This is a genomic window from Paraburkholderia sp. J10-1 (assembly GCF_905220165.1).
GTDB lineage: Bacteria > Pseudomonadota > Gammaproteobacteria > Burkholderiales > Burkholderiaceae > Paraburkholderia.
Genome location: NZ_CAJMYW010000002.1, coordinates 491,022 through 514,315, shown reverse-complemented (window position 1 = coordinate 514,315; position 23,294 = coordinate 491,022). Strand labels below are relative to the sequence as shown.

Below are 23,294 nucleotides of genomic sequence, written 5' to 3'. Positions count from 1 at the left end.
GCTGCGAGGCAGCGCGGCAAAGCTTATCGGGAAACGACCTTGCTATCGAACTTCACCTTGTCGTACGGCTGTTCCTTGCGCTGACCACCCTCATCAAACGCGACCGTTCCAGTCGCGCCGCTGTAAGCGGGCATCGCCTTCATTGCCGCGCGGATTTTGGCGGGGTCGGCGCTACCGGCCTTATTGATTGCGGCCGCAGCAACCATGACGCCGTCGTATGCATAGCTACCAAAAGAGGACTTGGGCGCCTCCTTGTACCTGGCGCGATACGCTTGCTCGTACGACTTGCCGCCATCGCCGACCGAAGCGACTTCGAGGCCTTCCTGCCCCTGTGCAGCTTGCGGCAGGGTATCGCTCGTGCACATCGTCAAGTAGATGCCGTACCACTTCTGCTTGTTCAGGCCGAGTTCGTAGGCCTCGCGGTTGATCGTTGCCGCTTCCTGCCCATAGGCGCTGTACACATAAGCCTGAGGCGACGAACGGGACATCTGCTGCAATTCGCGCCGGTAGGTCGATTGCCCCTCGCTGTAGAGCACCACGGAGGACACCTTGCCGCCCAGCGATTCGAAGCGCTTCTTGAACTCGTTGGCAACGCCCTGTCCATACGAATTGTTCGGCGCAATGAACGCCACGTCCTTCAGGTTTTGCCCAAAGACATCGCCTGCTGCGAAACGTGCCGACAGGTCGTCCAGCCCGATAACGCTAAACGAGCCGTTGCCAATTTTGCGAATCTGCGGACTGGACGAGCCGATGTTGATATGAACGTCGCCCTGCTGGACCACATACTCGCCGACGGGAATCGTGATTCCCGACGAGAACTCGCCGAGCACCACGGGGACCTTGTTGACCGACACCAGCTTGCGTGCAGAACTTAGCGCGGTCGCGGCAACACCACCTGAGTCTTCGACGATCACTTGCAGCTTTTGCCCGAGCACACCGTTGTGCGCATTGACCTGCTCGACAGCAAGCTCAATGCCCCGCCGCTGGTCATCTCCAACCGAAGCGCTCGCTCCCGTCAAGGGCAGCACCGCGCCAAGCGAAACCGTCTGCGCGAGCGCCTCGCCCCCCATGGAAAACAACGCGCTCGCGGCAACGCTGATGCACAGCTCTTTCGCAAACTTCATGGTGCCACCCCTTTAGTCAATGAGGAAATTAGACTACACAAGTGTCGACACTCTATAGCAAAAAAAACGGCGTCAATAGAAACATCGACACCTGGATACAACATCGCGGCAACCCCAGAACCTACGCACGCTCAGCGCCCGGACAACCCGGCGCTTTCGTTCCTGCCTGACCCGGGCGCTGCATGTCGCTGCCGGGACGCTCGAAAGCAACCGCACTTTCTCGGCTCAAAGTGAAATCAGACTAGCGGATTGTCTACACTTTTGTATTCTAGTTTTCCCCAGTTTCCTCCCTTGCTTCGCTCACGCTGGCATCGGCCAGGAGTGAGAGCATCGAGCCTCACGGCAACGACACCCAAATCTGATCGCCGCCTTGCGTTCGCTCGCGAAGACATTCACGCACGAGCTAGTGAGCGCCGCTCACCAGCATGAAAAGCAACGCCCCAGTCAGCACCGCTGCGAACGCAAGCAGAACGACGACGAGACGTGTGCTCAGTTCGGTCTGTGCGGCGCTGCCAGTCGCGTACGCGCCTGGAAATGGGCTGATGAGGCGCTCTCGGGCGACATCGAAGGACAGAGAATTACGTTCAAAACGCATAGTTCCACTCCGATCGTCAAGAACCACCGGCTAACGAGATTCAACGAATCCCACTGCAATCTCAACGGCTGTACACCCCCGGTTGCCGGGCAAACCCGGGATTCCCTATCCGCGGACAAGGCCAATTGGCCACACATCTGTCGACACTTTTACCGGAAAAAAAATGGATGTCAACACTGGCAACGCCTGGAATGTGCACGTGGAGCGTCTGCGGGACGCCCTTAGGCCCGGTCAGTTGATTCAGCGAGTGCGCGCCCTGTCGATTCCGGTCGTACGTGCGCCAACGCACACTCCTGCACCTCGCAATCGGAGGCGCAGAAGCTATATTTGTAGGACAAACGTTCGGCACGCGCATCGCACGTCGTACAGCATTTGCGGCGCTCACGCCGGACACGTTGCTCAGGATTGCGAACAAGCTTGACGTCAAAATTGCGTGCAAGGAGCCAGCGATGTCCAAGACGATCGTCTTTTGCGCAGACGGCACGTGGAACGGACCCGAAGATCCGGCAGGAAAAGGCGATGGCGCCGCTCCTGAAGCGGCAGCGGGATGCCAGCCTGAACTGACCAATGTATGCAAGCTTTTCGCGTGGCTCGATGGGAACATGCTGCCTCCAGAAACCGTGTGGGGCGGCGCCGAGATGGAAAAGGCCCTCTTAGACGCGAATGGCCAACCGATACAAATCGCGAAATACATTCACGGGGTTGGAAATTCCCAGCAACTGATCGATAAAGTCGCGGGCGGCGCGTTCGGTGTCGGCGTCGTCGCGCGCATTGCTCGTGGCTATACCTATATTTCGCGCAACTACGAGCCGGGCGACAGCATTGTGATCGTCGGATTCAGCCGCGGCGCGTACACCGCGCGAGCCCTGGCGGGACTGATTGCCGGGCAGGGGCTGCTTCGGCCGGAACTCGCTGCCCTTGACGATCAGAATCGTTACGACACCGCGGTGGCGGCCTGGTATCGATGGAGACACGGCAACGAAACAACGTTCCAGAAGATAGCGGACGGTGTGCTGGAGTTTTTGACTATCCATAACGCCTTTTCCAACCCCAAGCCTTTGGACGCCAATTCCTTTGTGGACGCGAACATCGCCGCGGTGGCGGTTTGGGATACGGTGGGTTCGCTCGGCATCCCAATCTACTATCAGGGGTCCGCGATCGATCTGTTCCGGTTCTGCGATCTGAATCTCAGCCCGAAAATTGGCATAGGCATCCATGCGGTCTCGCTCGACGAGCAACGCAAGCCGTTCGAGCCGACATTGTGGAATCCCAACCCGAACGTGACGCAAGCGCTCTTTCCCGGCGGCCATTGCGATGTCGGCGGCGGCTACCCCGATCACGGGCTCTCCGACGGCGCCCTGCTCTGGATCGTGGACAGGTTGCAGCACGCAGACGTGGGATTGCACTTCGCCCTGCAGCCTCCCGTTGCCGTCCAATCCAATCCATTGGGCCCGCGACACCGGGAATGGGTAGCGGATCGCGGCTGGCTGGTCGCCGGAGTGGGGCCGCGGGCCTTCCCTGTGGGCATGGTCGTCAACGACACCATCCGGCAGCGTATGAACGGCCAGCCCGAGGATCTTTTTGGCGCTGTCGGCCAGCAGCCCGTTTACTCGCCGAATAACTTGCCTGCACGCTAGGCGGAATTTGCGCCGCAGAGCAACCGGTCGAAGCGCGCCCTACACTTCGAGCCATTCCTGGCGCACGCGCGCATCGGCCTTGAGCTGCTGCGGCGTCCCCTCGAACACGATCTGGCCGTGCCCCATGACGTAGACGCGCTGCGAGATATCGAGCGCAATGGCCTGCTTCTGCTCGACGAGCAGCACCGAAATGCCGCGCGCCTTCAGCGCCTTCAGGTACTCGCCCACCTGCGCGACGACGAGCGGTGCGAGCCCCTCTGTCGGTTCGTCGATGATGATGAGGTCTGGGTCGCCCATGAGCGTGCGGCACAGCGTCAGCATCTGCTGCTCGCCGCCGGAGAGCAGGCCCGCGGACGTGTCCTCGCGCTCCTTCAGGCGCGGGAACATGCGGTACATGTCGTCGAACTGCCAGCGCGGCTTCTGGCGCGACCTGGTGCGCTTTTCGCCGAGCATCAGGTTCTGCCGCACGGTGAGCGTCGGGAAGATATCGCGGTTTTCCGGCACATAGCCGATGCCCCGGTGCGCAACCTCGAACGTGCGCAGCCCGCGCACTTCTTCGCCGCGCAGCAAAATCTGCCCCTCGCACCGCACGAGCCCCATGATGGCCTTGGCCAACGTAGAGCGGCCCACGCCGTTGCGCCCGAGCAGGGCGACGATCTCGCCCTCGCCCACCTGCATCTCGACGCCGTGCAGGATATGGCTCTTGCCATAGTACGCATGCAGGCCGCGCACCTCGAGCATGGAATTAGCGGTCGCCATCAATGTGCACCTGCGGGTTCGTCGAGCGTGGTGCCCAGATAGGCTTCCTTCACGCGGCGGTTGTTACGGATGGCTTGCGGCGTGTCCGTGGCGATCACTTCGCCGTACACGAGCACCGAGATGCGGTCGGCGAGGCCGAAGACGACGCTCATGTCGTGCTCGACCATCACCAGCGTCTTGCCGACGGTGACCCGGCGAATCAGCTCCACCGCGTGATCCGACTCGGAGCGGCTCATGCCCGCCGTGGGTTCGTCGAGCAGGATCACCTCGGCACCGCCCGCAATCGTGATGCCGATTTCGAGCGCGCGCTGCTCGGCATAGGTGAGCAGCCCGGCAAGCGTGTCGTGCCGCCCCTGCAGACCGATCAGCTCGAGCACTTCTTCGGCGCGTTCGCGCGCGTCGCGTAATTGTTCGAGGCGATGCCAGAACGAGTACCGGTAGCCGAGCGACCACAGCACGGCGCAGCGCAAATTCTCGAACACCGACAGGCGATGAAAGATGTTCGTCACCTGAAAGCTGCGCGAGAGCCCCATGCGGTTGATCTTGTACGGCGGCAGCCCCCCGATATCGACGCCGTTCAGTTTCACCGTGCCGGAACTCGGCGCCATGCGGCCCGAGATCAGATTGAACGTCGTCGACTTGCCCGCGCCGTTGGGGCCGATCAGCGCATGGCGTTCGCCCTTCGCAATAGTCAGGTCCACACCGCGAATGATCTCCGTGCGCCCGAAATTCTTGCAGACTTCACGCAACTCCAGTGCGGCCGTCATGCGTTGCTCCCTGCGATTTCCCGTTGCACGCCATCCCACGCTTCGCGCACCCGCGCAGCCGCGAGGCGTCCCGCCTGCGCGCCCAGCGCCCACAGCACCGCCGCGACGGCCCACGGTTTCCATGAAGCGGCATCGAAGGTAAGGCCGAAGAACGCCATGGCCGTGCCGTTGTCACGATCGATCTGCACCTTGTAGACGAGTTCGACCGTCAGCACGAGCGCGCCAAGCAAAATCAGCGCAGCGCCCAGCGTCGCTGCATAGGAAGGCACCATGCGATGCAGCTTGCGCGCCGCGATGAGAGGCACCTGCTTCATCAGCAGGCTCGACACGCCGCCCGGCACATACATCACCACGAGCACGAAGAACAACCCGAGGTAAAGCAGCCATGCCGGCGTGAGATTGGACAACGCCACCGCAAACAGCACGAACAAAACAGAGCCGATGATCGGCCCGAAGAAGAACGCCCCGCCGCCGATGAACGTCGCCAGCAGCACGCCGCCGGACTGCGCAGCGCCGACGTTCTCTGCCGTCACGATCTCGAAGTCGATTACCGAGAGACCGCCCGCAATGCCCGCGAAGAACGCCGAAAGCACCATGACGAAAAAGCGTACGCGCTGCGTGTTGTAGCCGACGAATTCGGCACGCTCGGGGTTGTCGCGCACGGCGTTGGCAATGCGGCCGAGCGGCGTCTGCGTCCACGCGTACATGGCGATCATCGACACGAGGCACCACGCCGCGATCAGGTAGTACACCTGGATCGCCGGTCCATACGTGATGCCGAGCACCGCATGACCCACCGTGCGGTTGGTCGGCACACCGCCTTCGCCGCCGAAGAACCCGGGAAACATGAGCGAACTCGCCGCCACCATTTCGCCGATGCCAAGCGTGATCATCGCGAAGGTGGTGCCCGACTTGCGCGTGGTCACATAGCCGAACAGCACGCCGAACAGCATGCCGCCGAACCCGCCCGCGAGCGGCAGCAGCGAAACAGGCAACGGGAAATGGCTCGCGCCGATCTGGTTGAGCACATGCGCCGCCACGAACGCGCCGAGCCCGGAGTACACCGCGTGCCCGAACGAGAGCATGCCGGTCTGCCCGAGCAACATGTTGTACGAGAGCGCGAAGATGATCATGATGCCCATCTGCGAAAGCAGCGCGATGGCAAAGCCGCTGGAAAACACGAGCGGCAGCACCAGCATCACGAGCACCGTGGCGCCCCAAATGATCCAGCGCAGCGAATGCGCGGTTTGCCGCATTCCGTTGCGTTGCATGCCCGAACCGGCGCTGGCCTGAATGAGCGGTTTCATCGTTCAGCCCTCCCGCTTGCCGAGCAGCCCGCGCGGTCGCAGGATCATCATGAGCACCATCAGCAGGTAAGGCAGAATCGGCGCGACCTGCGATACCGGCATGCGCCACAACGACGAGAGCGCCGTGCTGTCCGTCACCGTCATGCCGACGAGCGAGAACAGATCGGAGAGCGACGCATCGATCGTGACAGCGAATGTCTGCATGATGCCGATCAGCAGCGACGCGATGAACGCGCCAGGCAGCGAGCCCATGCCGCCCACCACGGCGATCACGAACACAATCGTGCCCACCGACTCGGCCATCGAAGGCGACGTGACGAACGCGTTGCCGCCAATCACGCCGGCGAGGCCCGCCAGCGCGGCGCCGCCGCCGAACACCAGCATGAACACGCGCTGCACGTTGTGCCCGAGCGCCTCGACCATTTCCGGGTGCGTGAGCGACGCCTGAATGACGAGGCCGATGCGCGTGCGCGTCAACACCAGATACAGCGCCGCGAGCATTGCAATCGAGATCAGCATCATGAAGGCGCGATACTTCGGAAATTCCGACGTGTACACCTTGAACAGCGCCCCGTTCAGTTCGGGCGGAACGGCGTACGGCACGGCGGCGAGACCCCAGACCAGCTTCACACCCTCCACGATCAGATACGACAGGCCGAAGGTGAACAGCAACTCCGCCACGTGCCCGTATTTGTGCACAGTACGCAAGCCGAACCGCTCGACGAGCGCGCCGACACACGCCACGAGCACGGGCGCCGCCACCAGCGCAGGCCAGAAACCGATCTTGCTGGCAATGGTGTAGGCGAAGTAGGCCCCGAGCATGTAAAAGCTGGCGTGCGCGAAGTTGAGCACGCCCATCATGCTGAAAATCAGCGTGAGGCCCGATGAGAGCATGAACAGCAGCAGCCCGTAGCCGATGCCGTTCAACAGAGAGATGGTCAGGAATTCCACTGCCCGATGATCCTTGTGAAGTGTCGTAGCGAGAGCACGCTCAGCCCGGGCGCTTCATCTGGCAAGTGGTCGGCTGCGTTGCCGCGGTCGGCCCAAGCTGGACGTCGGTGCGCCAGCCATAGCCGGTGTTCTCCTGGTCGTACTTTACCGTTTTGCCGTCCGCCTTGGTCCATGTCGCGATCACGAGCGACTGCTGCGCCTGGTGATCGGCCGCGCGCATCGTCGCGGGGCCGTTCATGCCGTCGACTGTCATGCCCTCCAAGGCTTTGGCCACCTTGACGGGATCGGTCGACTTCGTCGCGTTCATCGCCTTGCTCAGCATTTCGATGGCGGCATAGGCAGTCGCCAGGTAGTAGTCGTCGTTGTACTTTTTCTTGTAACCCTCGATGATCTGGCCGACCACCGGGGGGTTGTTCGTGTTGTTCGGACCGAACACGCCCACGTATTTCACGTGGTCGGCGCCGGACGCGCCCATGGCCGTCGGCACGCCGGTCGTGCCCGCGTAATAGGTATAGAAGTTGGACGTCACGCCCGCGTCCTTGCTGGCCTTCACGAGCAGCGCGAGGTCGCTGCCCCAGTTGCCCGTGATCACCGTGTCTGCGCCGGACGCCTTGATCTTGGTGGCATAAGGCGAGAAGTCCTTCACGCGCGCGAGCGGATGAAAGTCGTCGCCGACGATCACGATATCGGGGCGCTTGCTCTTCAGGTCCTCGCGCGCCACGCGCGAGACGTCGTGACCAAACGAGTAGTCCTGATTGATGAGGTAGACCTTCTTGATGTCCTTGTCGCGCGCGAGAAACGTGGTGAGCGCATCCATCTTCATGTCGGCGTTCGCGTCGAAGCGGAAGTGCCAGTAGTCACAGCGTGCGTTGGTCATGGCCGGGTCCACCGCGGCGTAGTTCAGGTAGACGATTTCCTTGCCCGGATTGCGCGAGTTGTACTTGGCGACCGCGTCTTCCAGCGCGAGGCCCACCGACGAACCATTGCCCTGCACGATATAGCGGATGCCCTGATCGGCGGCCTGGTTCAGCAGCGTCAGGCTTTCCTGCGGCGAAAGCTTGTTGTCGAATCCCACGACCTCGAACTTCGTGCCGTTTGCCCAGTTATGCTCGTTGGCGAAATCGGCCGTGTATTGCCAGCTGTGCAGCTGATTCGTGCCGAGCGATGCCATCAAGCCGGACAGCGGATCGATGAAGGCAATCTTGACCGTCTCCGCTTGCGCGGCCCCGGCTGCCAACGCTGACGATACAACCGCACCAACCACCAACGAGCGCAACATCCTCATGGACTGTCTCCTTTGTTTGGGCATTTCTTATCGTGCGTGCAATTTTCTGTCCGACCGTGCGATTTTTCGCTATATCAACACATTCCCGAGGCGAATGACAGCACTCCAGGGAAATCGCTGAGACGACCGGGCATAGCGAGTCATAACGACTGGCTTACGGTTCGCTTAGGTCACGTCGGGGCCGTTCGTGATGACTGAACCCCGCGTTCGGCCGATTGGGGGATGGCACACGCAATGCGCGGCCCGCGCAAGCCGTTCACGCGCGGCGCACGCGACGCTTTCTGCTCGCCGTTCGCCGCGCAAGCTCGAGCGAAGGCGAACGCTCGTTAAGGGACGGCACCGCATGATCTTCGGCGCGTTTCGCGCTCGTGAATTGCTGCCGGTAAGCCACCGGCGTGAGCGCTTTGGTGGCCTTGAACTGCCGGTTGAAGTTCGCCGCGTTGGGGAAGCCTGAGCGCGCGGCGATCACGGAAACGGGCAACTGCGTATCGGTCAGCATCCGGCAGGCATGGCCGATTCGAACCCGCGCGATGTACTGCCCCACACTTTCGCCCGTGTGCTGCACGAAATGTCTCGTCAGCGTGCGCTCAGAAAGACCCGCGGCCTTGGCGAGCGTCGAAAGCCGCAAGGGTTGCGAGAACTGCGTTTCGATCAGCGCCAGCACGCGGTTCAACTGCTCAGGCTCGTAGCCTGCAGATGCGCCCACGCGACCCTCGAACGCGCTGGGCGTCGCGAGCTGGGTGGCAGGCAACCCGGTCAACCAGACCAGGATATCCAGCACGGCAGCCAGACGCTCGCGCGGGTCCGCCGACAATAGACGCTCAAGATAACCGCGCATATGCGCGCCGGCGCCTTCTTCGAAGACGAGTCCGCAGGCCGCGCGGCGCAACAGGTTGCGCAGGCTCGCGTATTCCGGGCAAACGTCGGCGAGGCGCTGCACCCAGTTGCCTTCGAACCAGATGACGATGGCCACCTGCGAGTCCGCCGGATCGATCGAGCGATTGGACGACCAGGTGTGCGGCATGTCCGGCGGCACGAGCACGAGATCGTCGGCGCCATAAACGGTGACCGAGTCGCCGATATAGCGCTTGCCCTGGCTGTTCATCGTCAGCGTGAGTTCGTATTCCGGGTGGTGATGCCATTCGAACGGAATGCGCGGCAAGCGCCGGTGGTAAACCCGCACCGAACAGCTGCTGCCGAAGTCGACGTGCTCGTACGCTGCTTTCATGGCCGAAACTGCAAAAAGATTGACCCGATAATATCACTGGCCAGGGCCGTGCCGGCGTACGCTCCCATCATTCGAAAACACCACGGTGGAGACAACGAAATGGCATTGCATATCGACGACCTGCCCGCGGCTATTCGCCGGGCGAAGCAGGAACTGCGGGAAAAACTGCCCAACTACAAGGCGGTGTTCGCCGAAGTCGAATCGGCCATGCAGGAAGAGGCGCATCGCATTGCCCAGCTTCGCGACCGGGGTGAGCCCGTGATCCCCGAAATTGCGTTTTCGGACATCGTCGGCAACCAGGTTAGCGCGGAGCAGATTGCGCTCGTGAAGGCGCGCGGCGCCTGTGTGATCCGCAAGGTGTTCGACCGCTCGCGCGTGGCGCAGTGGGACGACGACATTGCGGACTATGTCGAGCGCAACGACCTCGACCGCAAGCTGCTTCATCGCGCCGAAGACAAATACTTCGGCCAGCTGGCCTCGAGCAAGCCTCAGATCTACGGCGTGTACTGGTCGAAGCCGCAAGTGCTCGCGCGCCAGTCGCCGGAACTCACACAGGCGCGCGTGTTCCTGAACCGCCTGTGGCGCGCCGAGAGCGAAGGCCGCGTGCATTTCGACCCGAATCACGTGCCGGTTTATGCGGACCGGCTGCGCCGCCGCCCGCCTGGCTCCGAGTCGCTCGGCCTCTCCGCCCACTGCGACGGCGGCTCGGTCGAGCGCTGGATCGAGGCGAACTTCCGCAAGGTCTATCGCCATGTCTTCTCCGGAAACTGGCGCGACTATGACGCGTTCGACGCCGCGTGGCGCACCGAGGTCGAAGAGATTCCGTCACCCGCTGTCTGCTCGATGTTCCGCACGTTTCAGGGCTGGACGGCGCTCACTCAGCAGGGCCCCGGCGACGGCACGCTGCAACTCGTGCCCATTGCGAACGCGATGGTCTATATCCTGCTGCGCGCGCTGCAGGACGACATTGCGGACGACGACCTGTGCGGCGCGATGCCGGGCCGCGCGCTGTCGATCAAGCCGGAGTACCACGCGCCGCTTTTCCACGCGCTTTCGTCGATTCCGCTAATGCAGCCAGGCGACACCGTCTTCTGGCATAGCGACGTCATTCATGCCGTGGAAGATGCGCATCGCGGCAAGGGCTACAGCAACGTGATGTACATCGCTTCCGCGCCGTCTTGCGCCAAGAACGACGCGTATCTCGCACGGCAGTTGCCGAGCTTCCTCGCGGGCAAGAGCCCGCCCGATTTCCCGACGGATCATTTCGAAGTCGATTTCGTTGGGCGCGCAACCGCCGATGACCTGACACCGCTCGGGCGCGCGCAGATCGGCATGCAAGCCTGACGCAGCGGCAACGTCAATCAATCGGCCTTGTTGAGCGCGTTGCGCACCGCAACGGCAAGCTCATCGAATCGATAAGGCTTGCTAATGAGCGCAACGCCCTCGTCGAGCTTGCCGTCGTGGAAAATAACGTCGCGCGTATAGCCGGAGGCAAACAGGACCTCGGCGTGATAAGGCGGCCCGCTCGCAATGCGAGCCAGTTCGCTGCTTCTCACCGTACCGGGCGTCACGACATCGGTGAACAGCAGGTCGAAACGCTGGCCGCTCTGGATCAGTTTGAGGGCGTGCTCGCCGTCCTGCGCGGAGAGCACCTTGTAGCCGAGCTGCGCCAGCATTTCGATCGCGGCGATGCGAACCTCCGCGTCGTCTTCGACAACGAGAATGGTCTCGCCGCCGCGCTCCTGTCTCGCAACGCCTGGCTTGTACGCGTCGTATTCCGCTTCCAGGCTGCGCGGAAAATAGAGGTTGACGGTAGTGCCCTGGCCTTGCGTGCTTTCAATGAAGACGTGGCCCGAACTCTGCGCCACGAACCCATGCACCATACTCAAGCCGAGTCCCGTGCCCTGGCCCACGGCCTTCGTGGTGAAGAACGGCTCGAACACGCGCGCTTTCACGTGCTCGGGCATGCCGCAGCCCGAGTCCGAAACGCGCAGGCGAACGTATTCGCCTGCGGGCACGCCGTCACTGCGCGCCGCTTCATCGTTCTGTGCGTCGACGTTCGCGAGGCAAACGCCGATGCGTCCTGGTCCGTCTATTGCGTCGCGCGAGTTGATGACCAGATTCAACAGCGCGCTTTCCAGCTGACTGCGGTCCGCACAGATATTCCAGCTCTCGTGCGCCGGCACAATGGCGAGTTCGATCGTCTCCGGCAACGTGCGGTGAAGCATCTCGGCCATGCCTTCGACCAGCCGGAAGGGGTTCAGAACGGCCGGCGCGAGCGGTTGCCTGCGCGCAAAGGCCAGCAGTTGCGCGGCAAGCTTCGCACCGCGCGACACCGCATTGCTAACCGCGGCCACGCGCCGCTCGAGCGCGGCGTTGCCTTTCGTCGAAAGCTCGATGAGCTGCAGGTTGGCGGAAATGACCTGCAAGACGTTGTTGAAGTCGTGCGCCACGCCGCCCGTGAGGCTGCCGATCGCTTCCAGCTTTTGCGCCTGACGCAGCCGCTCCTCCATCGCCACGCGCGCGCCCACTTCCTCGGCTACGCGCTGCTCCAGTGTCTGGGTCAGTTGCAACAGCGCGTCTTCCGCCACCTTGCGCTGCTTTTCCGCCTGCATCTTCGCCGTCGTTTCGAACACGATGGCGAGGACGCCCGCCGGCCGCTCGTCGTCTTCGAAAACCGGGCTATAGCTCAGGTCCAGCCACACGTCTTCGGCGTGACCCTCGCGATACAGCACGAGCTGCTTGTCCTGAAAGACGAGGGTCCCGCCGGCCAGGCACGTATCGACGACATTCCGGTTGAACGCGGCCACCTCTGGCCAGCCGGTTTCGACTGGCTTGCCCAGCAGGAACGGATGCCGGCCGCCCGCGAAAACCGCGTAGGCGTCGTTGTAGACCATCGTCCCTTCGCGGCCCCATAGCATGACGAGCGGAGAAGGCGCGGCGAGCAGCATGTTGATCGCGGCAACGAGGCTCGCCGACCAGGTTGCGCGCGCGCCGAGCGCCGTATCGCTCCAGTCGAACACGGCGATGCGCTCCGCCATTTCACCGGGCCAGCGGGTCGAGGGGCGCTCGATCTGCGGTGGAACTTCCTTGTTCATGACGCGACTCTGCTCCGAGGAGACGCTGCGGAATACCGGAACGACGAGGCTCGTGGAGATTCGAGGCTCGCCACGAGTGAGACGAAGTGCGCAATTATTGTTCCCGGCTTCCGGTGGAAGCCGGTCGAGTTAGCTACAACGCACAACCGGCGTCACAGGCAGGCCAGCAGGTCTTCGAGCCGCACCGGTTTCGTCAGACATTTGACGAAGCCGGCGGCTGCGGCCCTGGCCGCGATATCCGGATCGGTATGCCCCGAGAGCAGAACGTACCGGGTATTCGACAGAGCGGGGTTGAGCTGAAGCTGACTCACCAGCTCTCCGCCGCTCATGTCAGGCAGCTTCCAGTCCACGAAGGCGAGTTCGGGAAGGAACGACCCGGCAACGAGCAGGGCCTCTTGTCCATCTGCCGCACATTGGGCTTGATGGCCTTCGAACTCGACGAGCGCCGCAAGCGCATCTGCGACGTCGCGGTTGTCGTCGACGAACAAGATTCGTTTTGGCATCGGGTGCAAAAAGCTGGCTGGAGCGGGGACGCAATAAACACCGGGTCGACTCGCGGTTCGCCTTCGAGTGTACCCGCTGCATCACGGTAAATCCATCGTGCTACTGAACAATGCGCTGCGCGATGCTCATGGCAACACCGCGGCGCGCGCTTAACTCGTTGTTACGAATCTCGCAGCACCGTTTCACCTGTGTCCGGGGGCGACGCCTAGACTCCGAACCGTGCTCATCAAGAACGCACACAACGTGCGAAGGAGTCGCGATATGAAGAAGACCATTCTCGGCCTGGTACTGGGCGCAACGGCACTGGCGGCTTCGACCGCTGCATTGGCCCATGTGGATGTCGCCGTGGGCGTTGGCGTGCCAGGCGCGGCCTATGCCCCGGCTCCCATCCAGACCGACTGGAGAGGCGACGACGACTGGCGCGCGCGACAGTGGCGCGAACACGAGTGGCGCGAGCACGAACGCCGCGAGCACGCATGGCGTGAACGGCAGTGGCGCGAACGCGAGTGGCACGACCGGGGCCGCTGGGACTATTGATCTGTTTCAGCGCAGGGCGTCCAGCAACACCTGAACCGGGTGGCGCAACTGACGCCCGCGCAAGCGCTTCACCTGGCAGCGGCACGAATAACCCGTGGCGATCAGTTCTTCCGCCCCTTGCGCCGCCGTCGATGCCGCATCGACATGCTGCGCCCACGATTGCTCGAAGATCGCTTCCGAAGTCGCGCGATTGCGCGCCTCGTGGCCATAGGTGCCCGACATGCCACAACACCCGCTAGCCGGCGTCGCGAGCGCGAGGCCCGCTGCGGCGAACACGTCTTTCCACAAGAGCGTGGCGGCGCTCGCGTTGGTGCGCTCGGTGCAATGCGGCAGCAGGCGGAACGACGCCGTCGCGCGATGCGCCGCTTCGCGGCTGCGCAGCGCGCCGCGCATTACGCTGATTAACCATTCCTGCGGCAGCAGCACCTCTGGCGCCGCCTCGATGCCTTCCACCTTGCGGTACTCCTGGCGGTACACGAGCGTCATGGCCGGGTCGATGCCGACGAGCGGCACACCCGAGCTGGCAAGCGAGGCCAGTTGCGCCGCATTGCGCCGCGCGGCGCGGCGAAACCGCGGCAGAAACCCCTGGACGTGCAGCGGCTTGCCGTTCGGGAAATAAGGCGCGACGAATACCTTGAATCCAAGACGTGCGGCTAGTTCGAGAAACGCGGAGGCAACCGGCGTCTCGAAGTAACGCGTGAACGCGTCCTGCACCACGATGACACTGCGCTGGCGTTCGGTTTCGCCAAGCGATGCGAGCCGTTCGGGCGTCGCGATCTCCGCTCCCGCCTTGCGCAACACCCCGCGCCATGACACACGGCTCAACAATGGGCTATCGACAAGGCCAATGCAGCGTGCGAGCAACGATTTGACGAGGCGCGCCTTCATCAACGCGTTGTACGCGCCACTTGCGCCAGGCACCGCCGCCACGCGCGGCACCGTGAATTCGAGTGCGCCGATCAAATAGTCGCGCAGCGGACGCAAATAGCGCGTGTGATAAAGCTCCAGAAAGCGCGCGCGAAACTCCGGCACGCTTACCTTTACCGGACATTGCCCCGTGCATGACTTGCACGACAGACAACCCGCCATGGCGTCATAAACCTCGTGCGAGAAGTCCTGCTCGCCCTGGCGTTTGCGCACGCTGTTGACGATGCGCACCGGCAACGCCGCCGCAACCGGCGGCGCGACAAGATCCGCTCCGGCATCTTGTTGTCTGCGCAACCATTCTCGCATCAGCGAAGCCCGGCCCTTTGGCGAATGCACGCGCTCGCGCGTGGCTTTCCACGACGGACACATGGCGTCGTTCGGGTCGAAGTTGTAGCACGCGCCGTTGCCGTTGCAATGAACGGCGTCGGCGTTGGCCTGCCAGACGCGCTCGTCTATGCGCCGGTCCAGCTCGCCGCGCAGTGTCGTCGCGTCGATCTTCAGCAGCGCCGCACTCGCGCCGGCAGGCGTCGCGATCTTGCCTGGATTGAGCTGATTGTACGGATCGAATGCCGCCTTGAGCCGCTGCAGCGCCGGATACAAAGGCCCGAAATACTCGGGCACGTACTCGGAGCGCACGCCCTTGCCATGCTCGCCCCACAGCAGGCCGCCATACTTCATCGTCAAGGCAGTCACGGCATCCGAAATGGGGCGCACGAGCGCGGCCTCGTCGGGATTGCGCATGTCGAGCGCGGGGCGCACGTGGAGCACGCCCGCATCGACGTGGCCGAACATGCCATAACGCAGACCGAAACCATCGAGCAGCGCGCGAAACTCTGCAATGTAGTCGGCAAGATTTTCGGGCGGCACGGCCGTGTCCTCCACGAAGGGCTGCGGGCGGCTCGCGCCGCGCGCATTGCCCAGCAGGCCCACCGCGCGCTTGCGCATCGCATAGACGCGATTGATTGCCGCCTCGCCATCGGCAATCGTATGGCCGAGACGCTTCACGCTCGCGTCCGCGCCCAGGTGCTCGGCGAACGCCGCCACGCGCGCGCGCAATGCGTCCGCATCGTCGCCGCTGAATTCGACCATGTTGATGCCGTTCGCACCGCCTTGCACTCCTTCGTCGGCGGGGAAATACTCGGCCACGCTTTGCCAGACGATATCCTCGCGCGCCAGCCGCAGCACCGTGGAATCCACGGTTTCGATCGAGAGTGGGCGATGCGCCATCAGCGCGCGCGCGTCGCGCAGGGCATCCATGAAGCTCTCATAGCGGACATTGACGAGCACGGCGTGCCTGGGAACTGGCAGCACGTTCAGCGTTGCCTCGACGATGAAGCCGAGCGTGCCTTCCGAGCCGCACAGCACGCTGTTGATGTCGAAGCGCCCTTCGCCGTCATGCAGATGAGCGAGGTCATAACCCGTCAAGCAACGGTTCAACGCGGGAAAACGCTCGCGTATCAGACCGGCTTCGCGCTCGCTGATATCGCGCGCGGTGCGGAAAACCTCGCCGACCTTGTCCTTGCGCGCGCAAAGCGCGCCGAGTGCGGCACGATCGACCGGCGCGCTCGACAAACGCTCACCGCCAACGAGGACCGTTTCCAGCGCGAGCACGTGGTCGCGCGTTTTCCCGTAGGTGCAACTGCCCTGCCCGCTCGCATCCGTGCTGATCATGCCGCCGATGGTCGCGCGGTTCGACGTCGACAGCTCCGGCGCGAAAAAGAGCCCGTGGCGCTTCAATTCGGCATTGAGCTGATCCTTGACCACGCCGGCCTCCACGCGCGCCGTACGCGCCACCGGATCGATTTCGAGGATTCGATTCATATGTCTCGACATATCGACCACGACGCCTTCGGTCAGCGACTGCCCGTTCGTACCCGTGCCACCGCCACGCGCCGCGACCGCCACGCCGCGAAATGTGTCGCGCCCGAGCAGGCTCGCGAGCCGTGCGACGTCCTGTGCGTGGCGCGGGAACACCACCGCCTGCGCATAGCGCTGGTAGATCGAATTGTCCGTGGCCAGCACCGTGCGCGTGGCGTGACTCGCATCCACTTCGCCCTCGAAGCCCGACGCCTCCAGTTCATGCAAAAATTGACGGATCAGGGGGCTGCCGAATTCGCCGATGGTAAGCTGGGCAATGGTCATGTGGCTCTCGAAGTCTCGTACTGGGCGCTATCGACCCTTTTCTGGCATGAAATTGTCGCCTCCCAACCGGCACCGGGCAAACGTAAAAAGATTGGGTTGATCATGAGGTTTATGAATGAATTACCGCAAGCTCACGCCCTCCATGTCGCTGCTGCTCGCGTTCGAAGCGTCCGCGCGCCATGAGAGCTTTACGCGTGCCGCCGAGGAACTGTCGCTCACGCAGAGCGCTGTAAGCCGCCAGGTTCAAGCGCTCGAGGCGATGCTCGACCTGCCGCTCTTCACGCGCGAGGGCAAACGCATCGTCCCGACCGATATCGGCCGAGCCTATATGGCCGAGATCTCTCATGCGCTTACGCTGATCCGTAGCGCGACGCTGCAAGCCCTCACGGCGAGCGCGCCAAAAACGCAGTTGCGCGTTGCGACCCTGCCGACGTTCGGCGCCAAATGGCTGCTGCCGCGCCTGCACCGCTTCTATCAGGCACACCCCGATTTGCAGATCGATCTCGACTCGCGCATCGAGGCGGCCGATTTTTCGACTCAGGATCTCGACGCCGCCATCGTGGTGGGCGACGGGCGCTGGCCCGGCGTCACGGCGCACAGGCTCTATGCGGAAGAGCTGGTGCTGGTTGGCAGCCCCACTGCGTTGCCGTTCGCGAGAAAACCGAAGCGACGGGCCGCCGCGCCAACCATCGAATCGCTCGACGGCCTCACACTGCTGCGCGTGCGCAGCTTTCCCGACGCATGGCGCGAATGGTGCGCGCATTTCGGCTTGCCTCACGACGCGCTGCGCCCGGGCCCGAGTTTCGAGCTGACCTCGCACTTGATCCAGGCGGTCGTCGCCGGCATCGGCGTGGGCCTCGTGCCGCGTATGCTGGTCGAAGACGAATTGAACGAGAAGCGGCTTCTCAGCCCGTTCGAGGCGGTGCCAAGCTCGCGTTCGTACTACCTGGTCTACCCGGAGCGTGCTCAGCGCCACCCCGTGCTGGTTGCGTTCCGCGACTGGCTGCTGGAGGAGCTTGCCGGGCAGCAGTGATTGCGGAATGAATCTTGCTGCACGCACAACGCATGTTTTAAGCCATATCGATAAATAGAACAGATGGCTTTATTAACGTTTCGCAAAGCCTGAAGACCAGCCTCCCCCTCCATAATTCCGTATGAACAATCACAACGGAGGAGACAGTGAGGCTGTTGCGCAAGCTGTACATCCAGGTGCTGATTGCGATCGCGCTGGCCATTGCGTTCGGCCTGCTCGCGCCGCACGAGGCCGTAAAAATGAAACCGTTGGGCGAGAGCTTCATCGCGCTACTGAAGATGATGCTCGGGCCCATCATCTTCTGCACGGTCGTGCACGGCGTGGGGCACATCAAGGACTTCAAGCGCCTTGGCCGGCTCGGTGTGAAGACGCTGCTCTATTTCGAAGTGGTCAGCACGCTCGCCATGCTGACTGGCTTTGCGGTCGTTAATATCGTGCGCCCCGGCGACGGGCTCCATGCGCGCTCACTCAGCGCAAGCGAAGGCGCCGCGGCAGCAATCAAGGCAGGCACGACCGGCGACATCTCGTTCACGCACTTTCTCACCTCCATCATTCCGCATACGCTCGTCTCGGCGTTCGTGAGCGGCGACATTCTTCCCGTGCTGTTCGTTTCGCTGCTCACGGGCTTCGCGCTCGCCACTTGCGCGAAGCCCGACTGGGTCGTGTTCCGCTTGATCGAGGAAGCGCAAACCGTCGTCTTCAAGATGCTCGGCTTCATCATGCGGCTCTCGCCAATTGGCGCATTCGGCGCAATGGCCGCGGCCGTGGGCAGCTACGGCAGCGTCACGCTGCTGTTCCTGCTGCGCTATGTGCTCACCTATTACGCAAGCACGCTGTGCTTCGTGTTCGTCGTGCTCGGCGTCGTGGCTGGCCTGGCTGGATTCTCGATCTTCAGGATCCTTTCGCTCATCAAGGAAGAAGCCATTCTCGCGATGGGCACGGCCGCGAGCGAAGTCGCGCTGCCGCGCCTCGTCAGCAAGCTCGAACAGGCGGGCTGCGACGAAGCCGTGGTGGGCTTCGTGCTGCCGGCGGGGTATAGCTTCAATATCGATGGCGCGTGCCTCTACATGGCCTGCGGCGTCGGCTTCATCGCACAGGCGACCGACACGCCTTTGAGCCTCACGCAACAACTCGCGCTGCTCGCGGTGATGATGCTCACGTCCAAGGGCGGAGCGGGCGCTGCAGGCGGCGCGCTCGTCAAGCTCGCGGCCACCATCCAGACCTCGCGCGCGCTGCCGCTTGCCGGCGTGGGCTTGCTGTTCGGCATCGACCGCGTGCTTGCCATTGCGACTTCCACGACCAATGTGATTGGCAACTCGGTAGCCGTGCTCGTCTTGTCGAAATGGGAGAGGATGTTCGACAAGAACAAGTTCGAATCCCACATGAACCGGCGGCACACGGCCCACGTGGAGGCGCCGCCGGTTCAGGCCAGCGAGCCTCGCGTGTGAGCCTGCAACGTTTGTCTCTTCATCAACGCCATCGAGAGAGTGTCAAGCATGGAACAGCAAACCCAACAGCCGGTAACGCGCGTTGCGATCATTGGCTTTGGCGAAGTGGGGCCGATTTTTGCGCACGCGCTCGCGCAAGCCGGACTGCACGTTTCGACTTACGACATCAAGCTACAGGACAGCGCCACGCGCGAGACGATCCTCAAACGCGCGAGCGAGAGCGGCGCTCACGTCGCCGACGATCTCGTATCGGCGCTAATGGGCGCACAGCTCGTGTTTTCCGCCGTCACGGCGAGCCAGGCCGAAGCGGTGGCAAGCGCATGCGCCGCGTATTTGCTTGCCGGTCAAACATTTATCGACCTGAACTCCGTCTCGCCCGCCGTCAAGCAGCGCAACAGCCAGGCCGTGGAGCGCGTGGGCGCCGATTACGTGGAGGCCGCAGTCATGGCGCCCGTGCCGCCGCAAGGCATACGCGTGCCGATGCTGCTGGGCGGACGCGTTGCCGGGCACACCGCCGAAGTGCTCAACGCGCTCGGCATGCGCGCGCAATGCGTGGCCGCCGAGGTAGGCCTCGCCTCCGCCATCAAGCTGTGCCGCAGCATCATGATCAAAGGCATGGAAGCGATGTGCGTGCAATCGATGCTCGCCGCGAAGCAGTTCGGCGTGGACGACCGCGTGCTTGCCTCGCTTGCGGCAAGCTTCCCAGGCATGGGCTGGGACACGGGCTATGAGTCGTACTTGATTGGCCGCGTGGTCGAGCATGGCCAGCGGCGCTCCGAGGAAATGCGCGAGGCGGCGGCCATGCTCGACGGCCTCGGCATGTCGAGCGAACTGGCCAACGCCATTGCGAACGTTCAGCAGGCGCTGGCCGAACGTGCTGCGCCGCTCGTCGCGGCGCTAGACGAAAAAGGCAGGCTGCCGGAGTGGCGCACGCTGCTCAAGCCTTCGTGATGGGGTAGCCGTTCACCGGATAGCGTGTGGCGAGCGCGTCGAGCACGCGGTTTAGTACGTCGTCCCAATTGCCTCGCTCTTTCTGCGTGAAGAGACGCAGGCCCGGATACCACGGGCTGTCGTCGCGATCGCGCAGCCAACGCCAGCAGCCGGCAAAGCGATTGAGCAGCCATACCGGCTTGCCCATTGCAGCAGCCAGATGCGCCACCGACGTATCGACCGAGATGACGAGATCGAGGCCGTCGATCAACGCCGCGGTATCGGCGAAGTCGCCGGCTTCGTGCATCCAGTCGGTAATTTGCTCGCGATATACCGATGGCAATTGCTTCGATGCGTCTTCGGCTTTTTGCAGGCTGATCCAGTGCGCGCCTCGCCAGGACAGCAGCTTCGCAAACGCGTCGGGCGCGATGCTGCGTCGGCGATCGGCCGCCGTGCCCGTATGACCGCCCGCCCAAACAAGGCCGATGCGCGGCTTCATGTCGTCGCCACACGCGTGGAGCCGATCGGCCCACATGCGCGCGCGCTGCGGTTCGGCGTGTAGATACGGTATAGGCGCGGGAATGTTGTCGAGGCGCGTGCCGAGCAGCATCGGCAGCGAGAGCAGTGAGCAATAGGCGTCCCACGCGCCAAGGTCTGACGGCACTTCGTCGAGCAGCACGATATTCGGCCAACGCGTGCAAAGCGACTGTTCGAGCAACTGGCGCAACGGCCTGGGGCAGACGTAGCCAACTCGCGTGCCGCGCGCAAGCGCAATGGGCAGATAGCGGCAGAATTGCAGCGCGTCGCCAAAGCCCTGCTCATGCAGCACGAGCAAACGGCGCTCGCCTGGGAGCGGGCCGCTTCGCCAATGCGGAATTGGCAGCGTGGGGGCGCCCTGCACCGCTGGCCGCTCTCCCACCTGAAAGCTCGCCCAGCGCTGCTCGAAGTATGGCCATGCTTCTTCGTAACGGCCCGCTGCAAGCAACGCGTGACCCAGATTGCTGTGGGCTTCGACATTGCGTGGATCGCGTGCGATAGCACGCTCGAAATGGGCGATGGCGGTGGCGAGATCGCCAAGATCCTTCGTGACCGTGCCGAGATTGTTATGCGCCGCCGCGTGATCGGGTTGACGCGCCAGGGTTTGACGGTAGCTCTGCGCCGCCGCGGCGGGCTGATCGTCGAGCTGCTGGGCGACGCCGAGGTTATACGAAAGCAGCGATGTATCGACTGCCGGAAAGCGTTCGCGGGCGCGCCGCAGGCCGAGACGCGCCGTTTCGGCCGCCGCCGCGTAGTCACCCAAACGCGTTTGCGTCACGCAAAGGCTGTTGCAGTACACGGGGTGCGGGCGTAGCTGAACGGCGCGCCTCAGCCAGTGTTGCGCTTCGGCCGGTGAGCCCATTGCGAGCGCGAGCAGCCCGCGCCTGTGGAGCGCGTCGCTGTTGCGCGGATTCGCCTCGATGACCTTGTCGGCAAGCTCCAATGCGCTTTGCCAATCGCCTGCGGCGTAGGCGCGATCGGCGCCTTCCAGATATGACTGCGTGTGTTTGATGGGGGACGACACGGGTATCCTCGATGCATGAGTTTGCCCGGACCATACTGCCGTCTCAAATCAAACTGCCCCGCAACGCAGGGCATCCCACCTCAGCGGCCAGCCTTCACAGCCGGCACACCCGCCACCAACGCGGCCCCACTCACCACCAGCAACGCCGCGAGCAGATAAAGCGCGTTATCCATGCTGCCCGTATGCGTCTTGATGAGCCCGATCGCCCACGGGCTCACAATGCCGCTCGTAATGCCAATGCTGCTGATGAGCGCGATCCCCGCTGCTGCGGCTTTGCCCGAGAGATACGCCGAAGGCACTGCCCAGAAGATCGGCAACGCGGCGAAGATCAGCACCGCTGCGATCGAGAGGATCGCCATCATCGCGGCGAAGCTCGCCAGATGCAGCGTGAGCAGCGCCAATGCGATGCCGCCGCCTATCGTGCACGCCGCGAAATGCCAGCGCCGTTCGCCACGCCGGTCCGAGCGGCGCGCGATCCACATGAGGCCCACCGCGCCCACCGCATTCGGAATGACGGTGTAGAGGCTGATCGCCAGCACGTCGTGCACGCCGAAGTCGCGAATCATGAGCGGCATCCAGAAGTTCAACGTGAGCGAGGCACACGTCAGCGAGAAATAGATGAACGCGAACAGATACACGCGCGGGTTGCGCAGCGCCGCTCCAAACGACCGCGTGGAATGCGCGTGCCCGCCTTCGCCGTCGCGTTGCGCAAGGAGGTGGTCCTTCTCCGCATCGGTCAGCCACCTCGCCTTCTCGGGGCCGTCTACGAGCCAGAACGCCGCCATGAGGCCAAGCAGCACGGCCGGCAGACCTTCGATCAGGAACATCCAGCGCCAGCCCGCAAGACCCGCCACGCCGGCCAGGTCGCGCATGATCCATCCCGAGATGAGGCCGCCCAGTACACCCGCCACCGCCACGCCCGCGAAGAAGATCGAAAACACGGCCGCGCGGCGGCGCGCCGGATACCAGTACGTGAGATAGAGCACGATGCCCGGAAAGAAGCCCGCCTCGAACACGCCCAGCAGGAAGCGCAGCGCGTAAAACTGCGTGGGGCTCGCCACGAACATCATGCTGGTCGAGGCAACGCCCCACAGCAGCATGATGCGCATGAACGTGCGGCGCGCGCCGAAGCGCGCGAGCAACATGTTGCTCGGCACTTCGCACAGCACGTAGCCCACGTAGAACACCGCGGCGCCAAGGCCGTACATCGCGTCGCTGAAGCCCAGGTCGTGCTTCATCTGCAATTGCGCGAAGCCGATGTTGATGCGGTCGAGAAACGATACGACATAGCAAACGAACAGGAACGGGATGACGCGCGCCGACACTTTGCGATACAGCGCGTCGTCTTGCTGCGAAGGATTCAGCGCGGGCGCGGCATACGTGCGCGCGGCTTCGGACCCGCGGTCCGTGGCAATCGATTGGGGCATCTGCCTGTCTCCAAACATGACTGCGGCTCACCCG

The 23,294-nt window shown here is 63.3% G+C and carries 18 protein-coding genes; 6 read left to right on the top strand and 12 right to left on the bottom strand.

Annotation, left to right across the window (positions count from 1 at the left end; all coding sequences use genetic code 11):
• Nucleotides 1-23 precede the first annotated feature (23 nt).
• Complete coding sequence (locus U5A65_RS09195) at nt 24-1,124, bottom strand: ABC transporter substrate-binding protein (protein ID WP_321946080.1); 1,101 nt, start codon at nt 1,122-1,124, stop codon at nt 24-26.
• A gap of 1,044 nt (nt 1,125-2,168) precedes the next feature.
• Here U5A65_RS09195 and U5A65_RS09190 point away from each other — a divergent pair.
• Nucleotides 2,169-3,356 carry a DUF2235 domain-containing protein gene (locus U5A65_RS09190; protein ID WP_321946079.1) on the top strand — a complete coding sequence of 396 codons (1,188 nt, stop codon included), beginning with the start codon at nt 2,169-2,171 and terminating at the stop codon, nt 3,354-3,356.
• 39 nt (nt 3,357-3,395) lie between these two features.
• Here the strand turns inward: U5A65_RS09190 and U5A65_RS09185 are convergent, their stop codons facing one another.
• From U5A65_RS09185 to U5A65_RS09160, 6 genes are all read right to left on the bottom strand, one after another.
• Nucleotides 3,396-4,115 carry an ABC transporter ATP-binding protein gene (locus U5A65_RS09185; protein ID WP_321946078.1) on the bottom strand — a complete coding sequence of 240 codons (720 nt, stop codon included), beginning with the start codon at nt 4,113-4,115 and terminating at the stop codon, nt 3,396-3,398.
• The gene (locus tag U5A65_RS09180) at nt 4,115-4,882 is read right to left on the bottom strand and encodes an ABC transporter ATP-binding protein (RefSeq protein ID WP_321946077.1); all 768 of its coding nucleotides are present in this window, start codon (nt 4,880-4,882) and stop codon (nt 4,115-4,117) included. Before U5A65_RS09180 ends, U5A65_RS09185 begins: the two co-directional genes overlap by 1 nt.
• On the bottom strand, nt 4,879-6,153 hold the full coding sequence (locus tag U5A65_RS09175) for a branched-chain amino acid ABC transporter permease (RefSeq protein ID WP_321946441.1): 1,275 nt from the start codon (nt 6,151-6,153) through the stop codon (nt 4,879-4,881). Before U5A65_RS09175 ends, U5A65_RS09180 begins: the two co-directional genes overlap by 4 nt.
• A gap of 39 nt (nt 6,154-6,192) precedes the next feature.
• Nucleotides 6,193-7,140 (bottom strand): branched-chain amino acid ABC transporter permease, encoded by a 948-nt coding sequence (locus U5A65_RS09170; RefSeq protein WP_321914385.1) that lies wholly within the window; start codon nt 7,138-7,140, stop codon nt 6,193-6,195.
• Between the two features lie 40 nt (nt 7,141-7,180).
• Nucleotides 7,181-8,425: a branched-chain amino acid ABC transporter substrate-binding protein gene (locus U5A65_RS09165; protein ID WP_321914386.1), complete on the bottom strand. Its 1,245-nt coding sequence runs from the start codon at nt 8,423-8,425 to the stop codon at nt 7,181-7,183.
• Nucleotides 8,426-8,681: 256 nt separating this feature from the next.
• Complete coding sequence (locus U5A65_RS09160) at nt 8,682-9,653, bottom strand: helix-turn-helix domain-containing protein (RefSeq protein ID WP_321946076.1); 972 nt, start codon at nt 9,651-9,653, stop codon at nt 8,682-8,684.
• 99 nt (nt 9,654-9,752) lie between these two features.
• On the opposite strand from U5A65_RS09160, the gene U5A65_RS09155 reads away from it, so the two are divergent.
• Nucleotides 9,753-10,997 (top strand): DUF1479 domain-containing protein, encoded by a 1,245-nt coding sequence (locus U5A65_RS09155; RefSeq protein WP_321946074.1) that lies wholly within the window; start codon nt 9,753-9,755, stop codon nt 10,995-10,997.
• 17 nt (nt 10,998-11,014) lie between these two features.
• On the opposite strand, the gene U5A65_RS09150 is transcribed toward U5A65_RS09155, so the two are convergent.
• Nucleotides 11,015-12,751, bottom strand: a complete 1,737-nt coding sequence (locus U5A65_RS09150) for an ATP-binding protein (RefSeq protein WP_321914389.1) — start codon at nt 12,749-12,751, stop codon at nt 11,015-11,017.
• A gap of 152 nt (nt 12,752-12,903) precedes the next feature.
• Entirely contained in the window at nt 12,904-13,239 is a 336-nt protein-coding gene (locus tag U5A65_RS09145) for a response regulator (protein WP_321914390.1), read from the bottom strand.
• A 277-nt stretch (nt 13,240-13,516) separates the two neighbouring features.
• Between U5A65_RS09145 and U5A65_RS09140 the strand changes: the two genes are divergently transcribed.
• The gene (locus U5A65_RS09140) at nt 13,517-13,792 is read left to right on the top strand and encodes a hypothetical protein (protein WP_321946073.1); all 276 of its coding nucleotides are present in this window, start codon (nt 13,517-13,519) and stop codon (nt 13,790-13,792) included.
• Between the two features lie 6 nt (nt 13,793-13,798).
• Here U5A65_RS09140 and U5A65_RS09135 read toward each other — a convergent pair whose 3' ends face one another.
• Nucleotides 13,799-16,861: an FAD-binding and (Fe-S)-binding domain-containing protein gene (locus U5A65_RS09135; RefSeq protein ID WP_321946072.1), complete on the bottom strand. Its 3,063-nt coding sequence runs from the start codon at nt 16,859-16,861 to the stop codon at nt 13,799-13,801.
• A gap of 115 nt (nt 16,862-16,976) precedes the next feature.
• Here U5A65_RS09135 and U5A65_RS09130 point away from each other — a divergent pair, with 115 nt between their 5' ends.
• From U5A65_RS09130 to U5A65_RS09120, 3 genes are all read left to right on the top strand, one after another.
• Nucleotides 16,977-17,894: a LysR substrate-binding domain-containing protein gene (locus U5A65_RS09130; protein ID WP_321914393.1), complete on the top strand. Its 918-nt coding sequence runs from the start codon at nt 16,977-16,979 to the stop codon at nt 17,892-17,894.
• Between the two features lie 146 nt (nt 17,895-18,040).
• Nucleotides 18,041-19,342 (top strand): cation:dicarboxylate symporter family transporter, encoded by a 1,302-nt coding sequence (locus tag U5A65_RS09125; protein ID WP_321946070.1) that lies wholly within the window; start codon nt 18,041-18,043, stop codon nt 19,340-19,342.
• A 48-nt stretch (nt 19,343-19,390) separates the two neighbouring features.
• Nucleotides 19,391-20,293: an NAD(P)-dependent oxidoreductase gene (locus U5A65_RS09120; protein ID WP_321946069.1), complete on the top strand. Its 903-nt coding sequence runs from the start codon at nt 19,391-19,393 to the stop codon at nt 20,291-20,293.
• Here the strand turns inward: U5A65_RS09120 and U5A65_RS09115 are convergent.
• Both U5A65_RS09115 and U5A65_RS09110 read right to left on the bottom strand, forming a co-directional pair.
• On the bottom strand, nt 20,280-21,833 hold the full coding sequence (locus tag U5A65_RS09115; protein WP_321946067.1) for a tetratricopeptide repeat-containing glycosyltransferase family protein: 1,554 nt from the start codon (nt 21,831-21,833) through the stop codon (nt 20,280-20,282). The two genes, U5A65_RS09120 and U5A65_RS09115, sit on opposite strands and share 14 nt — an antisense overlap.
• Before the next feature lie 80 nt (nt 21,834-21,913).
• Entirely contained in the window at nt 21,914-23,260 is a 1,347-nt protein-coding gene (locus tag U5A65_RS09110) for an MFS transporter (RefSeq protein ID WP_321914398.1), read from the bottom strand.
• Nucleotides 23,261-23,294 lie beyond the last annotated feature (34 nt).

What these genes read in the sequence shown, in the direction of transcription:
- U5A65_RS09155 (WP_321946074.1), top strand. Translation starts at nt 9,753, where the DNA reads ATGGCATTGCATATCGACGACCTGCCCGCGGCTATTCGCCGGGCGAAG.
- U5A65_RS09150 (WP_321914389.1), bottom strand. Translation starts at nt 12,751, where the DNA reads ATGAACAAGGAAGTTCCACCGCAGATCGAGCGCCCCTCGACCCGCTGG.
- U5A65_RS09175 (WP_321946441.1), bottom strand. Translation starts at nt 6,153, where the DNA reads ATGCAACGCAACGGAATGCGGCAAACCGCGCATTCGCTGCGCTGGATC.
- U5A65_RS09110 (WP_321914398.1), bottom strand. Translation starts at nt 23,260, where the DNA reads ATGCCCCAATCGATTGCCACGGACCGCGGGTCCGAAGCCGCGCGCACG.
- U5A65_RS09195 (WP_321946080.1), bottom strand. Translation starts at nt 1,124, where the DNA reads ATGAAGTTTGCGAAAGAGCTGTGCATCAGCGTTGCCGCGAGCGCGTTG.
- U5A65_RS09180 (WP_321946077.1), bottom strand. Translation starts at nt 4,882, where the DNA reads ATGACGGCCGCACTGGAGTTGCGTGAAGTCTGCAAGAATTTCGGGCGC.
- U5A65_RS09120 (WP_321946069.1), top strand. Translation starts at nt 19,391, where the DNA reads ATGGAACAGCAAACCCAACAGCCGGTAACGCGCGTTGCGATCATTGGC.
- U5A65_RS09190 (WP_321946079.1), top strand. Translation starts at nt 2,169, where the DNA reads ATGTCCAAGACGATCGTCTTTTGCGCAGACGGCACGTGGAACGGACCC.
- U5A65_RS09140 (WP_321946073.1), top strand. Translation starts at nt 13,517, where the DNA reads ATGAAGAAGACCATTCTCGGCCTGGTACTGGGCGCAACGGCACTGGCG.
- U5A65_RS09135 (WP_321946072.1), bottom strand. Translation starts at nt 16,861, where the DNA reads ATGACCATTGCCCAGCTTACCATCGGCGAATTCGGCAGCCCCCTGATC.
- U5A65_RS09165 (WP_321914386.1), bottom strand. Translation starts at nt 8,425, where the DNA reads ATGAGGATGTTGCGCTCGTTGGTGGTTGGTGCGGTTGTATCGTCAGCG.
- U5A65_RS09130 (WP_321914393.1), top strand. Translation starts at nt 16,977, where the DNA reads ATGAATTACCGCAAGCTCACGCCCTCCATGTCGCTGCTGCTCGCGTTC.
- U5A65_RS09185 (WP_321946078.1), bottom strand. Translation starts at nt 4,115, where the DNA reads ATGGCGACCGCTAATTCCATGCTCGAGGTGCGCGGCCTGCATGCGTAC.
- U5A65_RS09160 (WP_321946076.1), bottom strand. Translation starts at nt 9,653, where the DNA reads ATGAAAGCAGCGTACGAGCACGTCGACTTCGGCAGCAGCTGTTCGGTG.